This window comes from Methylobacterium sp. E-012 (genome assembly GCF_057836545.1).
On record NZ_JBYQEY010000001.1, the window covers coordinates 2,114,787 to 2,138,235 of the forward strand.

The window sequence follows — 23,449 nt, forward strand, 5'->3', positions numbered from 1 at the left end:
AGATTGCTTCAGATCCACCTTAGCCCCCGTCAACACATTCCGACCTGTACAGGTCGAACGCTGGTCGACTCAATGGATGGGCTTGCACTGCCGTCTTGTAAAATTGTCGAATACGAAATTAGATCCGTGGCAAACTGAGTGACGGCGAGTTATTTGTCTGATGGTCCGGCAAAGGCGGAAGGTCTCGGCCGCACCTTTTCCCGCGGCAAGCCTCTACCGGTGGCTCAGCATTGATTTCCGAAATGAGCCGTCCACACCCCGTGCAAGGGATATAGAACTCACGCTCTCTGTTTTGTCGCTTGCTGGCTTCCCCGGTGTTGTAGTCGAAATGGTTGCTTTTCCACTTCGCGACGAGGTCGCCCGGCACGAGGCGCCACAGATCATCATGTCTGAGACGACCGCCATCATCGATGGCCACGTTGGTCCGCTGGGTCAGGTTCGTCCTCGTAGCGGACGCCGGCGACGACCCTTTCGTGCCGGACGTCCTATCGTCGCTCCCGGTGAAGCCCCTACCGCCCGATACTGGCAAGGCCAGGCCGAAGTCGATGTTGTGGAACTCCTCCCGACGTTCCGCGGCGCGACCCGTTGAGCGTAACAGGACGCTGACGACGTAGTTGTGATCGATGGCGAGATGGCACTCGATACGTTCCAGCAAGGGATCCGCCCTCGGATCGACCGGAACGCTCATCGAGCAAAGAAGCGTTCGAGGATCGGTGGGCGAGACCAAGCCGACCTTGTCCGGTTTGGCGATCTCGACGACCGCCACGCCCTCGCGCGGGTCGACGCAGTAGAGGCGCGTATTCGGGATGGTCTTCATCTCATTCTCGACCGGGAGGTCGAAGCCCGCTTCGATGAGCCGGTGGTACGATCCGCGACCGGAACTGTCCGCCACCAGGATCTCGATGGGCTTCGACAGCTTGAGCCTGAGTCCGTCGTGCGCGATCCATGCCGCGCCCTCGGCGATGATGCGGTCCCCGTTGTCGATGTCAGCCACCCGTCCGACGAAACGCTCAAACAGACCGTCGGCGATGGCGGGCATGTTCACCATCCCACCCGTCGCCAGGCAAAGCTCGATGTCGCGGTTGGTCAGCCTGGCCCGCGCGAGGATGTCATCGATCCGCTTCAGCCCCCGCGCCACGAGGTCGGAGCATACCTCGTTGAGATCGGCGCGGGTGATGGTCTCCACGAGGTTCTGCGCGGGCCCTGTGGTCCTCAGGTAATTCCGAATGATGACGTCCTCCTCGTCGGCGTCTTTTGCCGAGAGGCCGATTTTCACGATCTCGCACTGATTCTGGAGCTTGGCGCCCATGCCAGGCTGCTCCACCCCACCAATGTCATGCAGCTTGTGCGAGGAGGCATGCCGGTCCCGCAGAAGGTTCATAAGCCGGACGTCGAACTCGTCCCCGCCGATCTCGTTGTCGCCGTCGCTCTCCACCTGCATGATCGCGCCGCCCTGAATGCGGCACAGGGTGAGATCCAGCGTTCCGCCGCCCCAGTCGAAGACAAGGACCGACCGCCCCTCCAACTGCGCCATCTGGCGTTGGTAGTCGGGCCTGGACCGCAGGTAGCCGTACAGCGCGGCCACAGGCTCGTGGACAAACTGCACGACCGAGATACCTGCCGCACGAGCAGCCTCGCGCAACGCACGTCGCTGCGGGCCGCCGAAGTCGACCGGAATGGTCATGACGGCCCGCGTGAGGGCCACTCCCTCGGCGACCGCCCTTGCCTTCAGGGCGTCAGCCTTGATGTGTCGCAGAACCTCGGCGACGGCGTCGACGGGGTCCACCTCCCTTCCCTCGATGAAGACCGGCCCCTCGCGACGCAGCTTCATCTTCGGTGAGCGAAGGAAGCCGGGCGGCGCTCCGCCGCCGGTGAGGTCGAGGTGCTGCTTGGCCTCCCGTCCAACCTTCACGCTGTCGCCCGTGTACCAGACGACGGACGGATGCGGCCGGCCGCTTCCGATATCCACCAGCGGGACAGGGCGGCCGCCCACGATCCGGGCGGCAAGGCTGTTCGTGGTGCCGAAGTCGATGCCGAACGTGACGATGCTCAACCTTCGGTCTCCTTGATGGAAGTCAGAACCGCGCGAATCCGTCTCAGAGCTATTTTCGGCTGAGCCGGCTCGATCTCCAGTGCGTCGACAGCGTCCGTGAGCATGGGGGTTACCCTCTCTCGGAGCAGGGTCGCCTGACGTGTCGTCACTTCGACCATGTCATGCCCCCAATGCTGACGGCTGTCGTCGAGCTCGGTTCGAGAGGCCGACACCTGTCCCTTCAACTCGGCGACCTCTGCCTCAAGCTCGGCAATGCGGCGCTTGAGCTCGCCGGCATGGGTCCTGGTTTCGTCCAGTTGCTCCTGCACCTCGATGCGCTGAAGCTTCTCCTGGTCGCGCTGGGTGGCGGCTTCCTTGGCCGTACGGCCAACGAGCTTGGAAATGGCTACGGCACGCTCGATGTCCGTCACCCTGCCGGAGGACAGTGCCTGCCGGACGTGCTTCGCTACGTTCGCCTCGCCCTCGGCGTAGGTGTCCCCGAGGATCTGCAATGCGGTCCCGAGATCGAGGTTTCTCTTGCGGACCATCCAGGCCAGGCCAAGCTGGAGGATGACCGTTGCGGGCTGGCGCACTGCCGCATCGTCGGACGCAAGCTCAATGGCGAGTTCACGGTGAAGCCGCCGAAGGGATGCGTCGGCCTCGACATTGAAGGGTTCGAGGACGCTGGGGGCTCGGGCGCGGATTGCCGTCTGTACGGTCGGCCAAAGCCAATTGCCGATCTGCGGCGGAAGAGCGGGAAGCGTTGCGAGCCCGAGCAGGCGCTTATGGTCTCCGTCGTTCGTTCGACGCAGGCTGTCAGCCTCGGAGAGGTCTTCGTCGGCGAACTTGGCAGCCTTAATCCCCGCCACCGCCTTCGCAAAGTTGGTGGCCGAGACGGGTGCGTCGCCGAAATACGTCCGGAGAAAAGGGTCGACCTTCACCTCCTTCGGCTTGCGAGCCTTCTTCTCGGCCTGCTTCGCCAGCACCGGGGACGGCGCCTCGGGTTCGGTCACGTGTGGGGGGACGCCTTCTGTCACTTGGTCACCGACTCCAGGAGGGGCTGTGCCCATATGTCGAAAGGGTGCACCGCTGCGATCTGCGAGAGGGGCTCTACCGCCTCGCCAGGGGCCTTGAGGCGGAGCGCCGTCAAGGCCCAAACCGCTAGGGCCTTTTGACGGTCCGGAAGAACCAGTGCGTCATCCCTGGCGACTTGAAGGCATTCGCCTCGCAGCACGGGACTCCAATGGTCCTTCCGCGACATCGCCTTCACCAGGGCCAAGATGCGGTCGGTCCCATGATCGAGCGGGCATGCCTTGAGCCGACCGAACGGCGCATCCGGGACGAGGGTATGGCGTTCCGCCGGGCCCCGTAGGAACTCCGTTGCCGCGTCGAGCTCGTCGTAGCCCGACGCCACGGCCCCAGTCCCGAAGTCGTTCAAGGAGAACCGAATGACCGAGCACAGAAGGTGCGGGAGTGGGCGCCGGTGAACGCGCAGCTTTTGAAGGGAGGCGGTGAAGGCGCCGGTGAAACTGTCGAGTGAAGTAGCCAATCCCTGCCCGTGCGGCTGCTCCTTGATCAACACGCCCAGGACGTACTCTGCCATCCCCTCCGCATAGTCCGAACCAGTGCCCTGACACCGGCTGTCATAGCGGAAGCGGCGTGCCGTCTCCCGGGTCGGAATACCCTTCGTCATGTGGTCCATGAAGGCGCGGTCGACGCCATCGAGTGCATCTGGAGCGGCGACCCTAAACCGAACGTCGTAGGTGGTCGTGACGGGCTCGGCGCCTCGCAGCTTAGCGTTGATCAGGCGGATGCGTGCGACCGACCTATCAAGCGACGCCATGAGTTTCCCCAGGGAGGCTTGATCGATTTGTTCCGCCGGCATGCCATCGACGGATACGGCGGCGGCGGTGGAATTGGCGAGCATATAGTCGGATGCCGTACGCCGCTCACGAACAGTGAAAGTCAGTCCAGGCTCGACCCCGGAGACCAGCAGCGTTGGTCGGTCGATGGGATGGGCGACCGCGAGATGGTCCTGGAGGAAGCGGGGCGTGTAGGCGACGTGGGAACAGAATGGACAGGGGTAGGTGCGCGGCAGGGGGCCGTGCCGGTCCGGCACCTTCTCCATCGCGGAGAGGAATGCCTCCGTAGCGTCTTCCTGTACCCAGCCGAACGTCGGCATTTCGAATCCGCTCCCCCGTCGCTCTTTTCGTGAGCGTAGCAGGGGCAGCGTCCAAGTCACCCTTGATTGCCCAGCCCGGCGGCAGGTTCTTGAAGGCTCGACGCGCCATTCCGCAATCAGTACACCGACGTGCCGGATGACCCACCGGGCAGACCACACGTCAAGCCGTCCATCGCGACCGGATGTATCGTACCAAAGCCACAGCGACCCGATATCAGGGTAAGCTACTCTATTTTGATCGCGGAGTGGGTCTGCAACGAACGAGGACTTAGGGCCGTAATTCAAACCTAGATTTCAGCAAAATCGGTCCTATCGCCTTGACGGCTCAGCTTGACATGTTTCCATGCTGCAGGTTCAAATTTATCCAAGACAAATGGGTATATCGTAGCGTTACGACGGAGTTCGTCCGTACGCATTCCATGCCCAGTTTTCAAAAGAACGGATCTGACGAGGATCTCCGCAACAGCAGTGTTTGTGATTAATATGGGCGATGAAAGTGCGAATGTTTTCATTTTCAAGTTCTCCCGTAGGACACCCCACTTAACCATGGAACGCACTATTCTTTGAACGGCACGAGGTATTGTAGTGCGGTCGCCCCAAATTGGAGTGGTTCGGCGGATCGCTTGTCCGATGGAAACATCGCCGTTCAACCGCGCGAGCTTCCCCATTGTCTCTGCCACGTCGGCAAAAAACGGATAGGCCGCCAGCATCATCGCCCAATGCAGCGCAAGACGGCCGTCGGCATCCGCGTCAGCAAAGCAGGCCAGCGCATCATCCCTCAGTGATCCAAGTCTCGCCGGCGGAACGATCCAGATCCGGTTCAGCACGGTGGCGGTCTTACCCCGTGCACTGTTCAGTTTCGTTCCTTCGACATCTCCTTCCAAGAGGGCCCAGACATATGCACGGGCGGCGCTCGGGGACGCGTCGGTGATCACGCAATTCGCCGTTGCGTCGAGCCAATGCATTTCAATCGACCGGTCGAAGCCTATGGTTTTCTGGGATTCGCTCATCGGTTAATTCTAAACTCAACAAGCGGGACCATCACCTCCCCGATGCTGATACCCCCATGCGTCGCGATGGTGCTGTTCCTCGTCGAGAATGCATTCCGAGACGGAGCCATCAGCGCAAGGAAGTTCGGCGGCAGGCCAATTGAAGGCCACTCAATTGAGCTTGGGTTGTCAGCGGCTATGCGAGCTCGGAGGATCTGATCGTTGAAGATCAGCACCCGTTCGCCCCGGGTTTCTGCAAGGGCTCCCACGTCCGGGCGACCGATGCCGGTCGCCTCGACATTCCCGTGGTCCGCCGTCAGTACGACGTCGAAACCCGACCGTAACAATGCCTGCACGCATTTCCATGCGGTTCCTCGCCGAGCCCACGTCTCGACATCCTGATGCAATTGCGACGTGCCGAGGACAGCGCCGTGGGTCATCTCATCGACCGTCGTGAGCACCACGCCGACCGCTCGACAAAACGGTCGTGAAGCCGCCGTCTCAAGCCCATCGACGAAGTCGTCCTCGCTGACGCCAGAGGACTGTTTGAAGAAGGCGACCTGGCTCGCGTTCAGCCCGTTGTTTTCCCAGAACCTACGCCAAAGTTTTTGCTCGGCCGCCGTATCGTGGATGCTGTCAGGAAATCGTGATGGGACTTCGCCCGCGAAGATGGATTGGCGCGAGACCGCAGTGAGTGTCGGCACCCACGCGAAGCACGCGTGCTCATCCGGTGCCTCAAGATCGCTTGGCATATGGCGCTTGAGAACTAGCCATTGATCCAGAGCAAGGCCATCGACCACGATGATTGCAACCCGGCTGTTCGGTCCTTTCGATAGTCGACGATGGGCGAGATACCGCGGAATGTGGTGCACCATGATCGGCCGCGGCAGGTACGAGAGGCTATGCAGGCTTCCAAAGCGCGCGAGCATCCAGCTGGTGAACCGTGCGTCGACGGAATCCTCCAACTGCCGTTTGGCTTGTCCATCCGTGTCTGCCAGCCGGTCATGAGATGCGGCCCAGAGGCTCACGATCTCGGCCCACCGCCGACCGAATACTAGCCATTCCAAGTGAGTCGCTTGCTCTTCCGGCAACTCGTGCTCGATCTTGGGGAGTAGGCTTCGAAGCCTTATTACACCGTCCTCACCATCAATCCCCCGGACGCCGATGACCGCCCAGGATCTGCCGAGCGCCGAGGGGGACACCGCATCCGTCCGTGCGATCATCCCATCGGAGAACATGTTGTCGACATAGGCCCGCACATCCTTATCGCCGAACGGCAGGTCGACGGGACCGGGCATCTTCAGTTCGCTGACATCGGATGGCGGGACGCCAGCCTCCGCTGATGCGAACACGGGCCAACGCTCCTCGATGAACTGGAGGAACTCGGCTCGGTTTCGCACCAGCCGGTCCAGGGGCCATGCCTTCCAAAGTCCGGATTTATGAAGCTGTTCAACCAGCCGCACCTCGATCTCCTCCGGGAGGCGGTCGTCACGGTAATGCTTACGGAGCAACACCCGAAGGAGATTGGCGGGACTCGATATCTGGTCGACGTCGATATCGAAGACGTGACGTAGGATGAAATCCCTGGTCGCGTCGACGCCGAGCGATCTCGGCCTGACCCGCTGGACAGCATCGTAAAGTGCTTCGACGTAAGTGGCATCGAGGCTTCCGAGGGGGGTTGGCGAGATCACCGGCAGGAGTGCCGCGATGCTGAAGCTGAAGATCCGGGCGTCGCGTTCGGCCAGGACGACTAGGTCGAACGGCAATCTGGTCGGATCGGGCAGGATCGTGCGAACGACGAGCGAGACATCGCGACCGCCCGTCTCCCATCCCGGACGATGCTGCCTCTCGAAGGCAAGCCTGAACGCCACGGGATCATCAAGCGTGACGACTTCGAACCCGGCTGCCCTAATTTCCGACGCCACTTCGACATCCGCGAGCAGGCCGTTCGGATCAGAGGCGAGCGTCAGTCGGCAGGCATGGGCCATATCAGGCGTGAAGCGGGCGAGGATCTCGTTCCGCCACGTGTTCATGATGCCACGGGTCAACTGATAGCCCCAGCTTGACCGACGCGTACCATGACGATTGCCGTGAGTTCCGGCGTGGCCAACGATCTCTCGTGCAGGCCCTTGGCCCAGATGCCCTCATCCTCGTCCAGCAACTTCAGCCTGTGGGATCTGACGGCCGCAAGTCCAAGACGTTCCGTGGCGCGCCGGCGCGCTGCAAAGGCTCTGAGCCCTTTGGCGCGCTCTCGGCCCAAAGCTGCCTCATGACGGGCGGCCATGTTTTCGAACGCTGTCGAGCCGGCTTGTACAGCCATCTCGCGCGACGTTCCGTAAATCTCGATGGCCTCCTCGCCGGCTTGGATACCGCCCTTCCCGAACGAGGATGAGGAGGCGATGACCTTTTCCCAGACCAAGCGGGCGGTGGCGGCGTAGGACTTCCCATCGTCAGAGACGAAGACTGAAAGGAAACTCTGTTCTCGTCCGGACGACGAAGCGAATGAGATCCGCCAGATCGACCACGTCCCCGTCGTGCGCTCCGATATTTCGGGGATTACGACGGTCGGAACAGGCTGGCCGGGCGCATGCACTGGAAGTCCCGCCACCATCTGCCTCAACCGTGCATCAGTCAGGGTCAGAAGCGTAGTCCCATCAGCCAGGGCATCAGCACGTCGAAATACGGCCTTGGGTACCGAATGGCCGTCGTCCCAACGTAGGCAATATCCTCGCGGCGTGGCTTCGACTTCGGCGCCTTCGCTGGTTCGCGACCGCAGCCAGCTAACGGTCATGCGTTCGGTCCAGAACGGCATCTGATGCTCGACGAGACGCCGTGCCTCCGACGCATCAAGTTCTTCGGTATCCGCCAGTGTTGCCATCACAGACGTAGCCGCTGAGGCCCGTTCATGGATCTCGTCCACCAATTCCACGGCGCGACGCTCAGCAGCTACGGGATCGATGATCGCCTGCGCGAACAACGCCTCGAACGAAATGCCGCCCTCTTCGGAATCGAGGACATCCGCTAATTTGTCCACGCCAAACTCCGTAAGGATGGTCTGAAGCTTGTCGGTCAGGACTTCGCGGATACGGAGCTCAACGGAGTCCTGGAGGGAGAAGTTGAGCGCTCGGACAACATTCGCCTGTCCGATGCGGTCGACACGCCCGATGCGCTGTTCGAGCTTCATAGGATTCCACGGCAGATCATAATTAACGATGACGTGGCAGAACTGGAGGTTTAAGCCTTCCCCTCCGGCGTCCGTCGAGATCAAGACCTGAGCGTCGTCGGCGAAGCGCTTTTGGACCTGACGCCGCTGCTCCAGATCGAGCGAGCCGTTGAGGGTGACGACATCGTAGCCCCGGTTCTTCAGGAACTCGGCCAACATCGTCTGGGTCGGCACGAACTCAGTGAAGACGAGGAACTTGGTATCGGGGTCACCAGCGTCCCGTTTGAGTTCGTCGATCTTTGCCAACAAGGCTTCGGCCTTCACGTCCGGGCCTAATGCCTCGCAGCGCCTTGCGGCGGAGAGGAGTAGCTCGACTTCGCGACGCTCGTTGCGGAGGCCCTTCAACCTTACCTTCAGGATCGTATCGAACTGGGCCTGGTCTTCCAGGTTCGTCCAATCGTTCTCGATGTCTTCGGGAAAGAGAGTGAGTTGGCCTTCGGGCTGGTCCAGGGCCTCCAGGCGCCGTTCCATCGCCGTCCTGATGGCTGCCGTGCTCGACGTGACGAGACGCTGCATTAGGATCATCAGAAAGCCGACGGCCGTCTGTTTCTCCTTCAGCGCCTTGTTGTAGCCGTCCCGCACGTAGCTGGTGACCGCCTCGTATAGAGCACGGTGCTCCTTGCGCCGCTCGTCCCAGGCGATGGGAACGAGCTGGGTGAAGCGAGGCTTGAAGAGTGGCTGACCGTCGGCATCAACGGCATGTCGCTTCTCCGTGCGGATCACATATGGCGCCACCAGATCCCGAGTGATCGGCTCGTCGTCGGCGAGGGCGTCCTTGTCAAGAAAACCGATCATCCGCCGGAATGCGTCGGTCTTCCCCTGATGAGGTGTCGCCGAAAGGAGAAGGAGATAAGGCGCACTCTGCGCTAGGGCTTCACCTAGCTTGAAACGGGCTACCTGGTCGCTGCTGCCCCCCAAGCGGTGTGCCTCGTCGACGATGATGAGGTCCCACCCGGCAGAGACGACGTCCTCGAACCGCTCGCGGTTGTATCGAGCCGTTTGCTCGGGTGACCAGCCCCTGCGGCTTTCGACGGGCTTGATGCTATCCAAGGTGCAGATGACCTGGTCGTTCAAACGCCAGAGATTAGCGTCATCGTTGACACCCATGACCTGACGCATGGCCGGGAAGGCTCCCGGGGAGACGAACCTGAAGTCCTCGTCGAAATGCGTCCGCATCTCGGACACCCATTGCAACGCAAGGCCGGCGGGCGCCACCACAAGGACGCGCTTCACCAATCCCCTGATCTTAAGCTCGCGGACGATGAGCCCGGCTTCGATGGTTTTCCCGAGCCCGACCTCGTCGGCCAGGAGATACCGGATGCGGTCGCCCGAGATGGCGCGTTGAAGTGCACGGATCTGATGCGGAAGGGGCGTGACCTTCCCTTCCAGGGGAGCAACCAAGGTATCGGTTTCGAGGGTATCGGCGATACGCGCCGCCGCGCCTGCATAAGCCAAGCGGTCGAGGAAGCCGTCCTCCTGAAAGTCGAGAGCCTCCAACCGGTCAACCCGAACTCGTGCGCTTCCACCGCGCCGGGGGAGCCAGACAAGGCAGGTCGAGCGCCCCCACAGCGCCTCCGTCTCTATCACACGGCAAGGTTCGCCATGATCAAGGCTCCGCCACCATTCACCAGCCTTCATGGTCGCTTCACGTGGCTCCCAGACGCAGGACTGCGACATCATAGTACATTAAAAGCTTATCATCTTCCTGCACGAGGGTGTCTGGCAGCTTGGATGCAACCGATATAATTGACTTGTAATCTTGTTTTGAATAGCAGTCGTTAAATCCAGCCCTTACTGCCTCAGTTCTAAATAACTTGATTTTTCTTTCTTTAGTTATTTTGTAAGATTCAAATTCCCTAAGAAGCTCCTTGGTTCTAAGTATTTCTATATCTTCCTGTTTCTTCGCGTCTGGAACATACCAGCGTCCCTTGCCTTTAATTTGAAGTTCAGGGGCATCCTTTGCAAGGCTTCGCAATTCTTTGTAATTAGAGGATAAATACCCATGAATTTGCGATGGCACTTCAGTTTTTCCATCGTATTCTAAGAAGCTTCCCGTAAGCAGGGATGATAACTCCGGCTTCTCTTCATGACTTTGCCAGCCCGCGCCAACTTGGACTGTAAATTGTGGGTGAATTTCCTGGTAGGTTGATGGGCGCTTACGCAGGGTATCGGTCAGCCAATCGATTGCACTGCGCTCATCAGAGACAAACAATTCTTTCTGCGGAGCTTGTGACGCCAGCATTCTCCTGCGGTCATAGTCTACGACTTGTTCGGATAAGAATATCATGCCGTCTCGCTCGGGGAAACGAACTAGAGCGCCCTCCTGGAACTCTGCGCTGGAGACGGGAACCGGCAAGTTGTGACGGATGAACCAGGATACCATTCTATCGAAAATGCGACGTGGATCGCGTTCGACAACGAACTCTAATACTCCATTCCTTGTTTTCGAAATCGGTAGTTGCCGAAGGTGGGTCTGAACGAAGTCCCATACGGACTCTGGTGCTGCTCCACGATCAGCGAGCCGCTCCTCCAAGCCGCCATTGGGCTTGTAAGCAGATATGACTAGATCCTGCTTTACAGCCGTCGTTGACGTAACCTGACGGAAACTACCTTGAACTTTGTCGAGAGCAGTCACTTCCGCAACGACAAAGCCAGCCTGCTGCAGAGCAACCTGAATGGCATTCCAAACAGATGCCTTGCTGTTGGAAAAAACGACCGTCATCCACCGCCCGGGTTTGAGGACGCGAAAGTATTCTTCGAAACAGTTTTGCATCAAATGCTGATAGTCGAGGAGAGACTTATTTTTAAATTTATCCATTATCGCTTCTGGCGATGAATTTGTCGTAACTCCATGCCATGCTTCGACAAGAAAGTTTAGGTCTGCATAGTATATGTTCTCTCCAAAGGGCGGGTCTGTGAAAACATAATCAATACACTCATTGGGTAATTGAAGGCTTGTCGCCGTTCCGGTTGAAATTGCCGTACCCCGCTGCTTAACTTTATATCCGCGGAATGCTTTTTCCAGCCTACTAAGCTTTCCATCTAATATATACCATGGACTGCATTCGGCCACCTGAGAGCCAATATAATAAACGCCATTGAGATACTGATTAACTTGCGAGAAATGCGTAGGTGCGTACCGCGCAAGAACAGACATTCCCCATATCGCCTGCTCAACAAAGTATATTAGCATCAGTCTTGTGCGAGCATCGCTGCAGGCGTTAGCTTTCTCCCACAGCGATGCAATTCCTTGCGCCGCCCTAGGGAAGAAAAAGTGATGCACGCTTGAGAAGCCTTTGGGGGCGATCCGTGACCCATGATACATTTGATCAATAGGGAAACGGATTGTAGGCATGCTCGACGGTAAGGCAAGGCTTTCTATCTTCTTAAGTCTTGCAAAATCTAATTCATCTGGAACTTTCTTATGTTTAGCCTTTCCAGAGGAATAGAAGATGAAAGCCGGCTGAAATTTTACTCTTTGAAAAGGAAGCTTCGTAGCCGGATCGATACGGCTTTCCATTACACGTTCAAGTCTATCTTTATTAAGTTCCGCATCGCAGTGAGGGCACGGAAACAGATCACGGACGCGACCGTCATCTTTAAGCGCCTCGGCGATAAAATTTATTTCAGTGGAACACTGAGGGCAAGAGAATATTTCGCTCCAAACTGTGTATTCGATCTTACCCTTGGTTTTTCCGTCTGAATGGAGAGTTTCATACATCCATCCAATTTCTTTATCGATATCGCGTAGCAGAGCTTTCCCAGCCTTTGCAAATGCGTCGACATCAAAGGGCAAATTGTAGTTGGCGCCGATGAAGGTTGCCGCAGGCGATAGGTCGTTAAGCACAACACGGCGGGCGCCCCATTTCGGAGGTTGGCTGCCCGCTTTCTTCCAATCCGCCTCTAATTCATGCCGATACGCCGAAGGCGCCGTCCCGCACCACTGTGCGGCAACTCCGGTCATCCCCGATCCGGAGAAACCATCCAGCACGATGTCGCCTGGATCGGTGTAGTGCAGGATCGACGGGACAATCGCGAGATGCGGTACCTTCGTATGGTACGAATGGGCCTTGTAGATCGGGTCGGTCTTCCCTTCGGATACGTCGATAGCCATCGGCTCTCGTGCATATTTGACCGAAGGATCGTAGGGCTTGCCGTACTGACTCACGAACGCTGCGAGCCACGGATTGGGGCAGGCGGTGTGCCATGGGGCGTTAGACATCCTGATGATGTCCTCGTCGGAACCGTTTGGAAAACCCGGTTGGCTCCGGAATGCAGGTTCCTTCAGCTTCACCCGGAGGAGCTCGGTGAAGTGGACGTGACACGCCTCCTCATTCGGGAAATTTAGCCCAAGACACTCGATCCGGTTCCCGTCGAGCACGGTCTGCTCCACCGTCTTCCCCAACAGTCGACCCTGTCCGTCACCATCGAGAAAGAGATCTGGGTCAAGTGCCCGTACGCGCTTCGACATGGTATCCATCCCTACTCGATGACGATCCGGACCTTCGACGGGTCCTTGCCGTGGGTAACCGTCTTGAGGAAGACGTCGAAACGTTCCTTGAGGGTGGCTACCGTGCACGGCATCCCACCATCGTTGAGTGCGGCCTGGAGGCTCTGAGGCTCGATCCCGACGCGCTGCAGCCCGCCGAAGACTTCTTGAAGACCTTTCACGATCGATTTCGCCACGACGTCAGGCATCGCCTTGCCCGCCATGAACGCCTCGATATCGGCCTTACCCCCCGAATCCGAGACGAGCGTAACGTTTGCCACGACGCTCGGGTCTTCCAGGTTTTCGAGAAGCGTTTTCGTCCAGCTCGACGTCATGGCGTCGAGCTTCTCGTCGACATCGCGCAGCCTGCGGTCAGCCGGCTTCGCGTGCTGAGGCTCGTCGGAGGGGCGGAACTGGCAGCGTGGGCAGAGGGGCTCCTTGTCCAGTTCGCCGGCCGTCACGGCGAAGCAGGACCGGATGCCAATGAGCTCGTTCTCCGTCGTACGAAGCTCGACGCTGGGCATGACCTCAATGCCGGCGAGAGCCCGCAGATTGGACAGTCTCGTATCTTTGACGAGCTTGTCCTTGCGCTTGTCTTCGGTGGCACCCAGGCGGGCCGCCTTGTGCAACGAAAGGTAGCCCTGCTGGTAGTCGGCCTTGATGCTGACCAGACGCTCCGTGGCCTTCTGCCGGAATGCAGTCGATGCACGCGTCTGGGGATCGCCCAATCCAACGAGCAGTTCCGTCCTGGCCGTGCGCACCGTCGACTGCCAAGGATGCTCCTTGTCCAAAAGGATCTCGGCCTTCGCGAGGTAGTTGGTTAGGTGACTGAGCTGGTCGATCAGGGTGACCAGTCCTTCTACCTCCTTGCAAAGATCGAGGGCCTGTCTCTGACCGGTGACCGCGGCGCTATCGTGCGGGAAGTTCTTGAGCTTCCCAGCCGTGTTGAATGCCTGGATACCTTCGAGGAATGCCTTGGCGCCGCCGAGGCGCGTGCGCCAATCCTCCCGTTCCTGGACCGTGGTGACCGCCAAGCCCCAGAACATCAGGTCGTCCAGCTTGGCGGCGGCGACCATGAGGCGGTTGATCGTCTCGGATGCCTTGACCTGGATCTGAGCGACGCCCGCGTCGCGGTTAGCGGGATCCACGATCAAGCCGGGTGGCACGCCGAGAAGTTCGCAGAGATCCCTCAGCGCGGCGATAGGAATGTCCTTCGGTCGCTCCAGGTGCTTGAAGTTGGCGATGTCGGCGACCGGGATCTTGGCGAACTGGTCGACCGACGAGGCGTCGAGCTTCCTTCCGGGGATGTTGATGACGATGTCGCCGTTGTGGGTCAGTGCGGCGAGCACCACCGCCAGGAACTCGGGCTCCATGGCGAACTCGGTCCACACCTCGATCCCGACGAAGGGCGACGAGACGAGCTCGGACCTGTTGAGGACCTGTCCCTGTCCCTTGGCTGTGAGCAATGCCAAGACCTGCTTGGCGTACTCGGACTCGTGCGGGCGTAGGGCATCACCGTCAAGAAGGCCCAGCGCGTCGAGGACGGCGGTTCCCTGCTTGGACCTGACCGAGCCTCCGATCCAGCGCAAGGCCTCCTGCGCGGCCTGGGCCCTGTTCTGGGCCGTGACCTGGATCTGGAAGATTGGATACTTCGGTGCCAGGTCCGCGAAATGGGCCGCCAGCAGCACGGAACCGGCCGTGTTCACGTAATCGCGGACGGTCGGCGTCGAGGGCAACCGTCCCTGGACGGTCGCCTGCATTGTCTTCGCGCGGCCCTGGTAGGTGACTTCCAGCGCGGTCGCCATGTGCTCGCGAAGCCAGGCGGTGAGGATCTTGAGCTGGTCTGCAGCCTTCTTGTCGTAGACGGGCTTGTTGCCGCTGGACGCCTCGGTCCACAATTCCTTCGCGCCGGCGAACATCTTCAAGGCTTGCTCGAAAACAGCGTCGCGTTTGACGAGCCGGAAGAAAACTTCGTCTGCGCCCTTGCCGTCCTTGAATGCAGGGACTTCGTAGACCTGTAGAAAGTACAGGTAGAAATCGCGCGGTGGTTGCGCGGTCGAGCGCTGGTTCGGTGCTCCGAAAAAGAGATATCCGCTACGCCCGGCCTTGCGTTCGGTCCATTGCAGCTCGTGCTCCCAGATCCTGTATCCGGGGACATACTGTGCGGCATCAGGATCTTCGAGGATCACGCGCCTGAGAGCATCGAAATAGTATTCGTCAAGCTTCGAGCTTTCAAGGGACTCCCCCCGCCTCTCGATGAGAGCATCGAAGTCGACGTCCTTCTTCAAATCGAGATAGAATTGTCCGTTGTCGCGGTTGTGGGAGATGAACTGACCGCTGACCGTCTTGACGATCTCGTTCATCACGGTTTCGACCAGCGACTTGAGGAAGTCGGCCTCCTTCTGGGGTGTCGGAAGGATGAGGCAGAGATCGTCGCGAAGTTCCTCGGCTGTCGGTCCCAGAGGGGCATAGATGTCGGCTGTGGTCAGCCTATGGACCGATAGGGCGTGAACGATCCTTAATGCTACGGGCCGGTAGGCCGGCTTCGTGAAGGCCAACCTCACCCTGTCCTCAAGGACGGTGCTGCGGTCGATGACTTCCTTGATATCGGGGTCGGCCCGGAAGGAAGGATTGTCCTTCAGGTTCAGCCAGTAGCTGTCGTAGGCGATGAGCCCGGGCTCGTCGGTCGGCACCTCGTTGTCGATGATCCGACCGATGGCGACGCTCAAGGTCTTGAGCACTTCGCGCTTCTCGGCGACCGAGACCCGTTCGAAGACGTCGACGTAGGCTGGGTGGACGGGGAACAGACGGACGAACTCGTCCATGCGCTCAGTCAGCGAACCGTAGAGGGGACCGAACTTCGACAGGTGAGCCCGGACGTCGGCTTCCTGTTGTGCCGTCTTCTTGAGGATGCGATGAGCCACCACGAAGGCGACGTCGTCGCGTGCGATGCGGACCTGCTCGAAGCGATCCTTCACGCGCCGGAGCGGATCGGCGATGAACTGGAAGCGCGGGTTGTCGAAAAGGCTTTCCTGAACGCCCGCGATGAATCGGAAGCGGGTGCCGCTGCTGATCTCGCCGATCTCGCGCAGGAAGGATAGATCGAGGACCGCTTCCTGGTCGCGACGCGAGCGCAGGTAGTCGAGCAGCTCGTCCAGGACAAGAACAAGACCCTTGTCGGGGAACGTTTGCTCGAAGATAGCCATCATCTCGATGAGCGCCGACTTGTTCTCGTGTCGCTCGTTGGCGTTCGGGAAGGCGTACGAAACCCCAATCGACGCTAGTCCGTTCTCCAATATGCCGCAGACGATGTCGCGCAGGGACATCGTCGTCGACCCGATCTCCGCTCGTATGACCTTGAACTTGCCAGCGACCGAGGCGGCCGGCTCTACCAACGAGGCGTCTGTGAGCCGGGTCGCCAGCTCGCCGCGCTCGGCGATGGCGGAGATGACCGCCATCAGGTGCGACTTACCCGTGCCGTAGTTGCCGACGACGAGCAGCCCCTTGTTGTCGGCGTCGTGATCGAACTGGAGATGGGGGAAGACGGTGTCCTTGAGGATGCCCTTTACCCGGTTCGAGATGACGAACGTGTCGACCAGCCTGCGAGCCTCGACCTCCGCGTCGGCCTCTCGCAACTGGACGACGGACTCGACCGGTTCGAACTGGATCAGGTCGGCGTATTTCATGCCGTAGGTTCCGTTTTGTAGGGAGGGTCAGATCGTGATGGCCGGCGTTTGCAGGTTCGGCCACGTTCGGCCCTCGGGATGATCGGACCTGGCATACGAGAGCGTCCGGTCTTCCAGTTTCCCTCGCCAGCCTGCGACGATGGTCCGTGACCGGGATAGGGTCGTAAGGAGGCGAAGGGGATCGATCCTCAACTCGGGATCGAAGAGGATCTCGATATGGTCGACGAAGACGGGATCGCAGCCTGCCGAGTTGATGATGTCTCGCAGGATGCCTTCAACGCCCCGCGCCCGTTCCGCATTGGACAGGGGTGCGAGCCGCTCGGCGAGGACGAGGTTCAGGTTGAGAACTTCGCCGCCTCGTTTGGACGCCACGGCATGTAGCGCTCGGGAAGGCGACGCATCGGGCGAGCGGACCACGAGCAGCAATCGGTGATAGCCGCCACCGACATGTTCGAGCATGCCCTCGATGGCGTCGATATCCTTGCTCGCGACCTGCCTCATGATCCACGCTGAGCCTTTGACCGAGCCAGGAGCCAGGCACGCAACGCATCCTCGGTGACGGCCGACGCCGTGGTGTCGTCATCGACCGCAGCTTTCTTCACGTCCTTGATGACGTCAGGGCTGACGTGGACGAGGAATTGGCGCCGACCGTCGGCGCGCTCCCGCTTCCTCTTCTCTGTCTCGGAGTCGCTCATGAACGGATGGCTATCTCGATAGCTCGCAGTGGCTGCAGTGGTCGAAAGCAACCTCTCATTGGATTCGGGATAACGCAATAGTGATGCTGCCCAACCAGCGCCGTGGCGGGGTGGATAGAACGGCCAACGGCCCCCTCGGCTCGTCATTGTGACTGCCGACCCTTCGTCGAAGGGTCGCAACGGGACTACAATTGCCATCGCAGTGGCCGCAGTCTCCTCGGTGCCAGGCATGGTTGCTTCGGCCAGGAAATGTCTCGTCCGTCATCCCGAAATGGCTAACCGACGGTTGATACCGGAAGCGGGCACCGGGACGCGCGTCCCGCTATGCGCTGCCCCCGAAGTCGCGGATCCCCACGACCACTGGTCGATCTAGGAGAAGGAGACGCGGCAGCTTACGCCGATCCGAAGCTCATTTTCGCGTCCCTATGGGACCGACACATCTCATCGGTTGTGAAGCAGAAATGCCCGAGCCGCGTCAGGTCGCAGTTCGTATCCATCGAACAGCAGAAGCGCAGGCGCAACGAGCCGCATGGTGGCGTCGAAGGTACCATCGCCGGCCAATGCCGAAACGGACGTCCTCACCCTGAGGCGGCGAGTGTCGACGGCCGCCTTGCCATGCGGCAGCCAAGTGCCGGCCGTGCCATTGTCGAGGAACCTGTCTTTCAGCCCTGAATGGTCCACGGCGAGTTCGATCTCCGCCGCATCTGGGAGGGAGTTAGCCAACGCATGCACGAAGGCCACGAACTGATAGGTTCTCTTCAACTGGATCGATGGCGAGATCCGCTCGCCTTTCGACCATCCAGGCGTTCGCCGGGAGTTGATGGCCGAATGGACCCACTCAGAATCCTCAGGCTGGGTACGGACCTCGAAGCCGGTACCGTCGGTCATGGCGCGCCAGAGCGTTGGAAGGGACTGATAGCGACCGTCCTGGGTCACGATGTCGGCCTCCAGCCCTTCTACCTCGCCTTCCACGATGACCTTGGGAGCATCGGTCTCGCCGCCAGCCTGGAGAAAGAAACTCCAGCCCAGTTCCATGGCTGCATCCGACTCACTCGACGCTCGTCTCAGGGCTCCCCGAAGACCGGAAATGGACGCCCTCGCGACGGGGCCTCCCTCCGCATCGAGGATGCGATAGGCGAAGGCGACCCGATGGATCTTCGGATCTACCGGCCAGCCCTGGGCAAGGACCGACTGGGCCCATCTGGCGGAAGCCGCCTCTACTAGGGCATCCAAGGCGGCGGGACCCGCTGGTACGGACGGCCGGTCGAACAGTCGGCCGATGGATCCGAGGAGGGCGTCCCTTTCGTTGATGACGCAGCGGTGGATCACCTCGCGCCACAACTCGGGTTTGTCGATGGCAATCGATTTCGGCCCCTGGGCGCGGATGTAGTGGGTGCCGAGCTGAATGCCCACGATCTGACTGTTGACTCTGGGACCATCCACCTTGCCACAGACAGGCACCGTCCCATGCGGCGGGACGCGCACGACCGGGTAGTCCTTTCCGGTCACACGCGACCGGGCGGTCAGCACCTGGCAGTGAGGCGCGGGTGTCAGATACCGTTCGCAGATGCCGTTGATGGTGTCCTGCTTGTACCCGTCGAGCGATCCAGGGTGCGGCTCCGTATGGGTGCCGTCGTCGCTCACGCCGAACAGGAGCCAACCACCGCCGTAGTTCGCAAGGGCGCAAATGTGTTTGGCGGTCTTCGCCTTAACCGCATTGTCGGACAGAGGCATCCAGGCCTTGTACTCGATATGCGGTTCCTCCCGACGGTGATCGACGAGGTCGGAGAGCATGCCGGGATCAAATTCGTCGATGGTCATGATCCCATCCTGATGCGGGCTATCCCAACCATCGGTCCAGACCGTCCGCGACCCTCTCGGGCTGCAGGAACAAAAAGGGTCCAGGCGACATAACCCGCTGACCTGGGCCGTAGTTGCATCCGAGAGAGGCATGTCGCCGCCCGGCGTCGAACCGCTCCGACGTCGCCGTCGGGAGTGGCGGGGGTGCGTCACGGATGAAGAAGATCACGCAGCAGCAGTTGTCCGGCCAAGCCGGGGCGGCACTGTTCACTGCACGTGTCCTCGGTGTGGGCCTCAGCTTCCACGCGACAGGGGCACTGGATGCCGGCATCGACGGCTTCATCGAGTTGCGGGACCCCGAGACCAGCGAGGTAAGGGCCCAATTCATCGCTTCGCAGATCAAGACGATCCAGACGCTCTCGGAGAACAACGGCGAGACATTCTCGTACCTCGGCACCGAACGCGACCTGGAGTATTGGCTGCAGTCAAACACCCCGGTGATCCTGGTCGTCGTGAACCTGGAAACCGAGCGCATCTGGTGGAAATCCCTCCAGGGCTATTTTGAGGAACCGGAGCGCCGGCGGCAGCGGAAGGTCGTGTTCGACTTCGCCGCCGACCTCCTTGCCGGCGACAGCGTCCGGCGTTTCGCCGACATCGTTTCCGCCTTCGCCAGGCCAGGTCTCATCACGCCCTCGTGCCGCGCCGAGGAGAGCCTCGACACGAACCTCCTCAAGGTCCTCCACCCCGAGATGCTGCACGTCGCCCCGACGGACCTGTCGTACGGCGAGATCCGCGAGGCGCTCTTGCGCCACCAGGAATACCCACCCCGGGACTGGATCGAGCACGACGGCTACATCATCTCGTTCCGCGACCTCACGGACCCCTTGTTCGAGGATGCCTGCGACGCGGGGGCAGCCGAGGCCATCGATGCCTGCGAGTGGTGGGATTCGGACGGCGACGTCACCGAACGCCGGTTCGTCAACCTTCTCGGCAGGTGCCTGTCGGAACGGACCCACGAGCGCCTCTCGTTCCACCGGCAGAAGCGCTTCCACTACTTCAAGGCGGATCGGCGCGGCGGCATCGAGCGCACCATCAGCTACCGGTCCTTCCAGAACCGCACGCAGCGAAAGGTCGTATCGGCCCATGGCCGCGGGAAGGACGGCAAGGGCGCCGCCTACTATCGGCACCAGGGCTTCTATCCCCGGTTCGTGATGTTCGGCGGCGATTGGCACCTCGCCGTCGAGCCGACCTACCATTTCACGCGGGACGGATGGGACGAGCATCCCTTCGCCTCCGAACGCCTCAAGAAGATCAAGCTTTTCGAGACTAACTCGAACGTCAGGGGCCAGATCGGGATGTGGCGCAGCATCCTCACCGAGCGTGGGGACCTGCTCCGCCGCGACTACCCCTTCCTCCGGTTCGAGGCCGTCGAAAGCCTGACGCATCCCTACGGCGTCCCCGACGACCTCTGGATGAAGCGCGAGGAAGCCGACCAGCAGAAGTCCATGGCGACGGCCGCCGATATGGTGGACCGCGAGGAGATGGTCGATGAGCTCCTCATTTAGCCTCCAGCACATCCATGAGCCGCTGTTGGAGTTCGCGGGAGGCGCACGCCATCCGGACATGCGCTTCGGCCTGATCGAGTACGGCCCCGTCGACTTCAGCACCGACCGAACGCGTACCGTGAGCCTGGGCATCGTCGGTTCCAGCCGGACCGTCGAGGGACTGCGCACTTGGTTGGCCCGTTGCGAACAGGAGATCCCGGCCAAGAAAAGCGAGCAGCCCAACCTGTTCCCGTCGTTTCCCGGGTGCGGGATCGGTGGCCCGTTCCGATGCTGGTTCGAGGTCGACGGCAGGAACGAGCGCGTGGTCACGACCGCCAGGCTCAACAGGATCACCTCCGAGGAGAACGACGAGACGGCGGTCAGGCTCGCGGTTGAGATCTTCGCGGACGAGGTCCGCAGCCTCGCCGAGAGCGAACATCCACCGCAGGCGATCCTCTGCGCCCTACCGGTCGAGGTCATCGAGCGCATCAAGAACATGCGCCGCGACCCCGATGCCGCCGCCGCGACCGACGAAGAGGCCAAGGAAGAGGAGGACGAGAACACCGGCAAGGACTTCCGGGGGGCACTCAAGGCCGCGACCATGGCCTACCGCGTTCCGATCCAGATCGTCTGGCCTTCGACCTTCGACAACACCGCCGTCGTACGGAGGAAACTCGCCAAGCTGTCGGATAGGACCGTCCAGGACGAGGCCACGCGGGCATGGAACCTGTTCGGAGCCCTCTACTACAAATCCGGGGGTACTCCCTGGCGCATGGTCCGCGACCAGAGGGATTTCCCTGCCTTGTTCATCGGCATCAGCTTCTACGAGGAGTTGGCGCGCGAGGCGTTGCAGAGCAGTTCCGCCCAACTCTTCGACGAACGCGGGGAGGGACTGATCCTGAAGGGCGGCACGGCCTTGCGCGACAAGGCCAACAGACAGCCATACCTCTCGTCGGAAGACGCCTATGCCCTGCTGCGCGGTGCCCTCGCGACCTACAAGCGGGAATGGGGCAACTACCCCGCGCGGTTGGTCATCCATAAGAGCTCGCGTTTCCACCGCGCCGAGATGGAAGGGCTCGAAAAGGCGATTGACAACGTCGGCATCGACACGGCCGACTTCATCTGGCTCCCCCGCAAGTCGATGGTGAAACTGGTGCGTCCGGGCGTCTACCCTCCGCTCCGCGGCACGGCATTGCGCCTCGATGACGACGCCTCGATCCTCTACACCCGCGGCAGCGTGGACTTCTTCCGGACCTACCCAGGCAAGTACGTGCCCAACCCACTGATGATGCGGGCCCAGCGCCTCGACACCCCGTCATGGGACACGGTCCTCCGTGAGACCCTGGCCCTCACGAAGATGAATTGGAACAACACCCAGTTCGATGGCGGCCTGCCCATCACCATGCGTGCCGCCCGCCAGGTCGGGGAGATCCTGAAGCACGTGCCCACCGGAACGCTGCCGGACCCACGGTACCGCTTCTACATGTGACCCCGGTCAACCGGCCTTGCGCAGCGGGACGCACGTCTCGTTGTGCGCTGCCCTCGGCGTCGCGAATCCCCACGGTCCGCCCAAATCGATGGTGCCCGAGCGGGAGCTCGGCAACGCCGATCCGGCCCCGGCAAGGGGCTCCGTCTCAGTCGAAGCGGAAGCCGAAAAGTCCGCCGGTCTCGTGATCGGTCAGGCGGACCGGGAGGACGGCCTCCGAGACCTCGGGATCGACCTGCATGCCGGTGCGGTCGAACTCGTCGCTGTTCATGGCGACGAGATATTGCCCATTCACCAACCGGGCGACCTCGGCGCCGAACGTGATCGCACCTCTCACCTGCCGCGCGTCCACCCCGTCGAATAGGTGGCTGTCGTGGATCAGGAAGCCCGGACCGCCGGCGAAACGTTCGGTCGCGACGCGGTACAGCATCGTGTCGAAGCAGAATATCTTCATCATGTCGATGCCGCCCAGGTTGCCCCCGCCCTGGATGGTGATCCCGATCTTCGGACCGGTCTTGGACGCGGCGACGATGAGGTTGCCTTGATGGTCGTCGTAGAGGGCCGTGATGTCCTCGTCGACCATGACAGTTGCCCGCCGGTTTGCGTTCCCGCCCCGAGCCTGGCCCGCCACGGGTCCCGGACCGGATTTCCTCGAAACACGGGGGTATCTTCCACAGCGATCCACCGCCCGCGGAGAAAGTCGGCCGGCGACCGGCCAGGAACTACCGAGGCCTGTTGACGCCGTCGAATTCCAGCTGCAACCGTTCGCCATCCGTTCCCCGGCGCAATCGCCCCACACCCGGATCGAGCCGTGCCACTTCCCAAAATCATAGCGCGACGTCGCCCGCCCGTCGGCGGGACCGCGCCCGCTTCCCGGACCATCCCAGGGGCCTGACCGACGCCGAGGCGTCCGGCGGCCCGAGAGGCCGCCATGACCGATCACGTCGACGCCATCGCTCCGTCCACCCGAGCCTCCTTCGCCGCGCCACCGCCGGATGCCGAGGATACGGCGCGCCACATCGGCGAGATCTTCCGCAGGCTGGCCCAGGCCGCCGAGACCTTCCCGCCGCAGGCGTATGCCCGGATCGTCGCCGCCGTCCTCATCGCCCTCGGCAAGGCCGTGCTGGTCGAGGCCGAGCGCCAGGCCGAGATGCTGCGCGAGCGGATGGCGCCGGCTCGGCCGGGCATCAAGGTTTCCGCAAGCGCCCGTCGGGTCGACTTCGACGGATGGGACCCCGGCGATCCGACCGAATCCTGACCCCGACCAACCACAAGCGAGCCAATCGATGAAACCGATATCGATCCGGTCCGCCGAACGGCGGC

The 23,449-nt window shown here is 61.1% G+C and carries 15 protein-coding genes; 3 read left to right on the plus strand and 12 right to left on the minus strand.

All coding sequences use genetic code 11. The annotated features are described in order from the left end of the window. Positions 1-118 precede the first annotated feature (118 nt). From AC3IF1_RS10130 to AC3IF1_RS10180, 11 genes are all read right to left on the minus strand, one after another. Positions 119-2,053, minus strand: coding sequence for an Hsp70 family protein (locus AC3IF1_RS10130; protein ID WP_489217437.1), 1,935 nt, complete (start codon positions 2,051-2,053; stop codon positions 119-121). Beyond that, on the minus strand, positions 2,050-3,045 hold the full coding sequence (locus tag AC3IF1_RS10135) for a hypothetical protein (RefSeq protein ID WP_489217438.1): 996 nt from the start codon (positions 3,043-3,045) through the stop codon (positions 2,050-2,052). The genes AC3IF1_RS10130 and AC3IF1_RS10135 overlap by 4 nt, the downstream gene beginning before the upstream one ends. 20 nt (positions 3,046-3,065) lie before the next feature. Then, positions 3,066-4,214: a hypothetical protein gene (locus AC3IF1_RS10140; protein WP_489217439.1), complete on the minus strand. Its 1,149-nt coding sequence runs from the start codon at positions 4,212-4,214 to the stop codon at positions 3,066-3,068. A gap of 287 nt (positions 4,215-4,501) precedes the next feature. Beyond that, on the minus strand, positions 4,502-5,224 hold the full coding sequence (locus AC3IF1_RS10145) for a hypothetical protein (protein ID WP_489217440.1): 723 nt from the start codon (positions 5,222-5,224) through the stop codon (positions 4,502-4,504). Further along, positions 5,221-7,251: a BREX-3 system phosphatase PglZ gene (gene pglZ / locus AC3IF1_RS10150; RefSeq protein ID WP_489217441.1), complete on the minus strand. Its 2,031-nt coding sequence runs from the start codon at positions 7,249-7,251 to the stop codon at positions 5,221-5,223. Before pglZ ends, AC3IF1_RS10145 begins: the two co-directional genes overlap by 4 nt. Next, positions 7,248-9,923 carry a DEAD/DEAH box helicase gene (locus AC3IF1_RS10155; protein ID WP_489217442.1) on the minus strand — a complete coding sequence of 892 codons (2,676 nt, stop codon included), beginning with the start codon at positions 9,921-9,923 and terminating at the stop codon, positions 7,248-7,250. Before AC3IF1_RS10155 ends, pglZ begins: the two co-directional genes overlap by 4 nt. Positions 9,924-10,071: 148 nt before the next feature. After that, complete coding sequence (locus AC3IF1_RS10160) at positions 10,072-12,897, minus strand: DNA methyltransferase (protein ID WP_489217443.1); 2,826 nt, start codon at positions 12,895-12,897, stop codon at positions 10,072-10,074. Between the two features lie 11 nt (positions 12,898-12,908). After that, on the minus strand, positions 12,909-16,601 hold the full coding sequence (locus AC3IF1_RS10165; protein ID WP_489217444.1) for a DUF6079 family protein: 3,693 nt from the start codon (positions 16,599-16,601) through the stop codon (positions 12,909-12,911). 27 nt (positions 16,602-16,628) lie between these two features. Beyond that, positions 16,629-17,102 (minus strand): BREX-3 system P-loop-containing protein BrxF, encoded by a 474-nt coding sequence (gene brxF / locus AC3IF1_RS10170; RefSeq protein WP_489217445.1) that lies wholly within the window; start codon positions 17,100-17,102, stop codon positions 16,629-16,631. Then, positions 17,099-17,296, minus strand: coding sequence for a hypothetical protein (locus AC3IF1_RS10175; protein WP_489217446.1), 198 nt, complete (start codon positions 17,294-17,296; stop codon positions 17,099-17,101). The genes brxF and AC3IF1_RS10175 overlap by 4 nt, the downstream gene beginning before the upstream one ends. 441 nt (positions 17,297-17,737) lie before the next feature. Beyond that, positions 17,738-19,117, minus strand: a complete 1,380-nt coding sequence (locus AC3IF1_RS10180) for an AlbA family DNA-binding domain-containing protein (protein ID WP_489217447.1) — start codon at positions 19,115-19,117, stop codon at positions 17,738-17,740. Between the two features lie 194 nt (positions 19,118-19,311). Here AC3IF1_RS10180 and AC3IF1_RS10185 point away from each other — a divergent pair, with 194 nt between their 5' ends. Next, entirely contained in the window at positions 19,312-20,661 is a 1,350-nt protein-coding gene (locus AC3IF1_RS10185; protein ID WP_489217448.1) for a DUF4365 domain-containing protein, read from the plus strand. Further along, positions 20,645-22,129: an argonaute/piwi family protein gene (locus AC3IF1_RS10190; protein ID WP_489217449.1), complete on the plus strand. Its 1,485-nt coding sequence runs from the start codon at positions 20,645-20,647 to the stop codon at positions 22,127-22,129. The genes AC3IF1_RS10185 and AC3IF1_RS10190 overlap by 17 nt, the downstream gene beginning before the upstream one ends. A 145-nt stretch (positions 22,130-22,274) precedes the next feature. Here AC3IF1_RS10190 and AC3IF1_RS10195 read toward each other — a convergent pair whose 3' ends face one another. Further along, positions 22,275-22,709 carry a DUF2326 domain-containing protein gene (locus tag AC3IF1_RS10195; RefSeq protein ID WP_489217450.1) on the minus strand — a complete coding sequence of 145 codons (435 nt, stop codon included), beginning with the start codon at positions 22,707-22,709 and terminating at the stop codon, positions 22,275-22,277. A gap of 348 nt (positions 22,710-23,057) precedes the next feature. Here AC3IF1_RS10195 and AC3IF1_RS10200 point away from each other — a divergent pair, with 348 nt between their 5' ends. Beyond that, a complete protein-coding gene (locus AC3IF1_RS10200; RefSeq protein WP_489217451.1) occupies positions 23,058-23,384 on the plus strand; it encodes a hypothetical protein in 327 nt (108 codons plus the stop codon). The last annotated feature ends 65 nt before the right edge of the window (positions 23,385-23,449 follow it).

Excerpts from the sequence above, each read along its gene's own strand:
- AC3IF1_RS10140 (WP_489217439.1), bottom strand. The coding sequence starts at position 4,214 with ATGCCGACGTTCGGCTGGGTACAGGAAGACGCTACGGAGGCATTCCTC.
- AC3IF1_RS10145 (WP_489217440.1), bottom strand. The coding sequence starts at position 5,224 with ATGAGCGAATCCCAGAAAACCATAGGCTTCGACCGGTCGATTGAAATG.
- AC3IF1_RS10160 (WP_489217443.1), bottom strand. The coding sequence starts at position 12,897 with ATGTCGAAGCGCGTACGGGCACTTGACCCAGATCTCTTTCTCGATGGT.
- AC3IF1_RS10165 (WP_489217444.1), bottom strand. The coding sequence starts at position 16,601 with ATGAAATACGCCGACCTGATCCAGTTCGAACCGGTCGAGTCCGTCGTC.
- brxF (WP_489217445.1), bottom strand. The coding sequence starts at position 17,102 with ATGAGGCAGGTCGCGAGCAAGGATATCGACGCCATCGAGGGCATGCTC.
- AC3IF1_RS10175 (WP_489217446.1), bottom strand. The coding sequence starts at position 17,296 with ATGAGCGACTCCGAGACAGAGAAGAGGAAGCGGGAGCGCGCCGACGGT.
- AC3IF1_RS10180 (WP_489217447.1), bottom strand. The coding sequence starts at position 19,117 with ATGACCATCGACGAATTTGATCCCGGCATGCTCTCCGACCTCGTCGAT.
- AC3IF1_RS10185 (WP_489217448.1), top strand. The coding sequence starts at position 19,312 with ATGAAGAAGATCACGCAGCAGCAGTTGTCCGGCCAAGCCGGGGCGGCA.
- AC3IF1_RS10190 (WP_489217449.1), top strand. The coding sequence starts at position 20,645 with ATGAGCTCCTCATTTAGCCTCCAGCACATCCATGAGCCGCTGTTGGAG.
- AC3IF1_RS10195 (WP_489217450.1), bottom strand. The coding sequence starts at position 22,709 with ATGGTCGACGAGGACATCACGGCCCTCTACGACGACCATCAAGGCAAC.
- AC3IF1_RS10200 (WP_489217451.1), top strand. The coding sequence starts at position 23,058 with ATGACCGATCACGTCGACGCCATCGCTCCGTCCACCCGAGCCTCCTTC.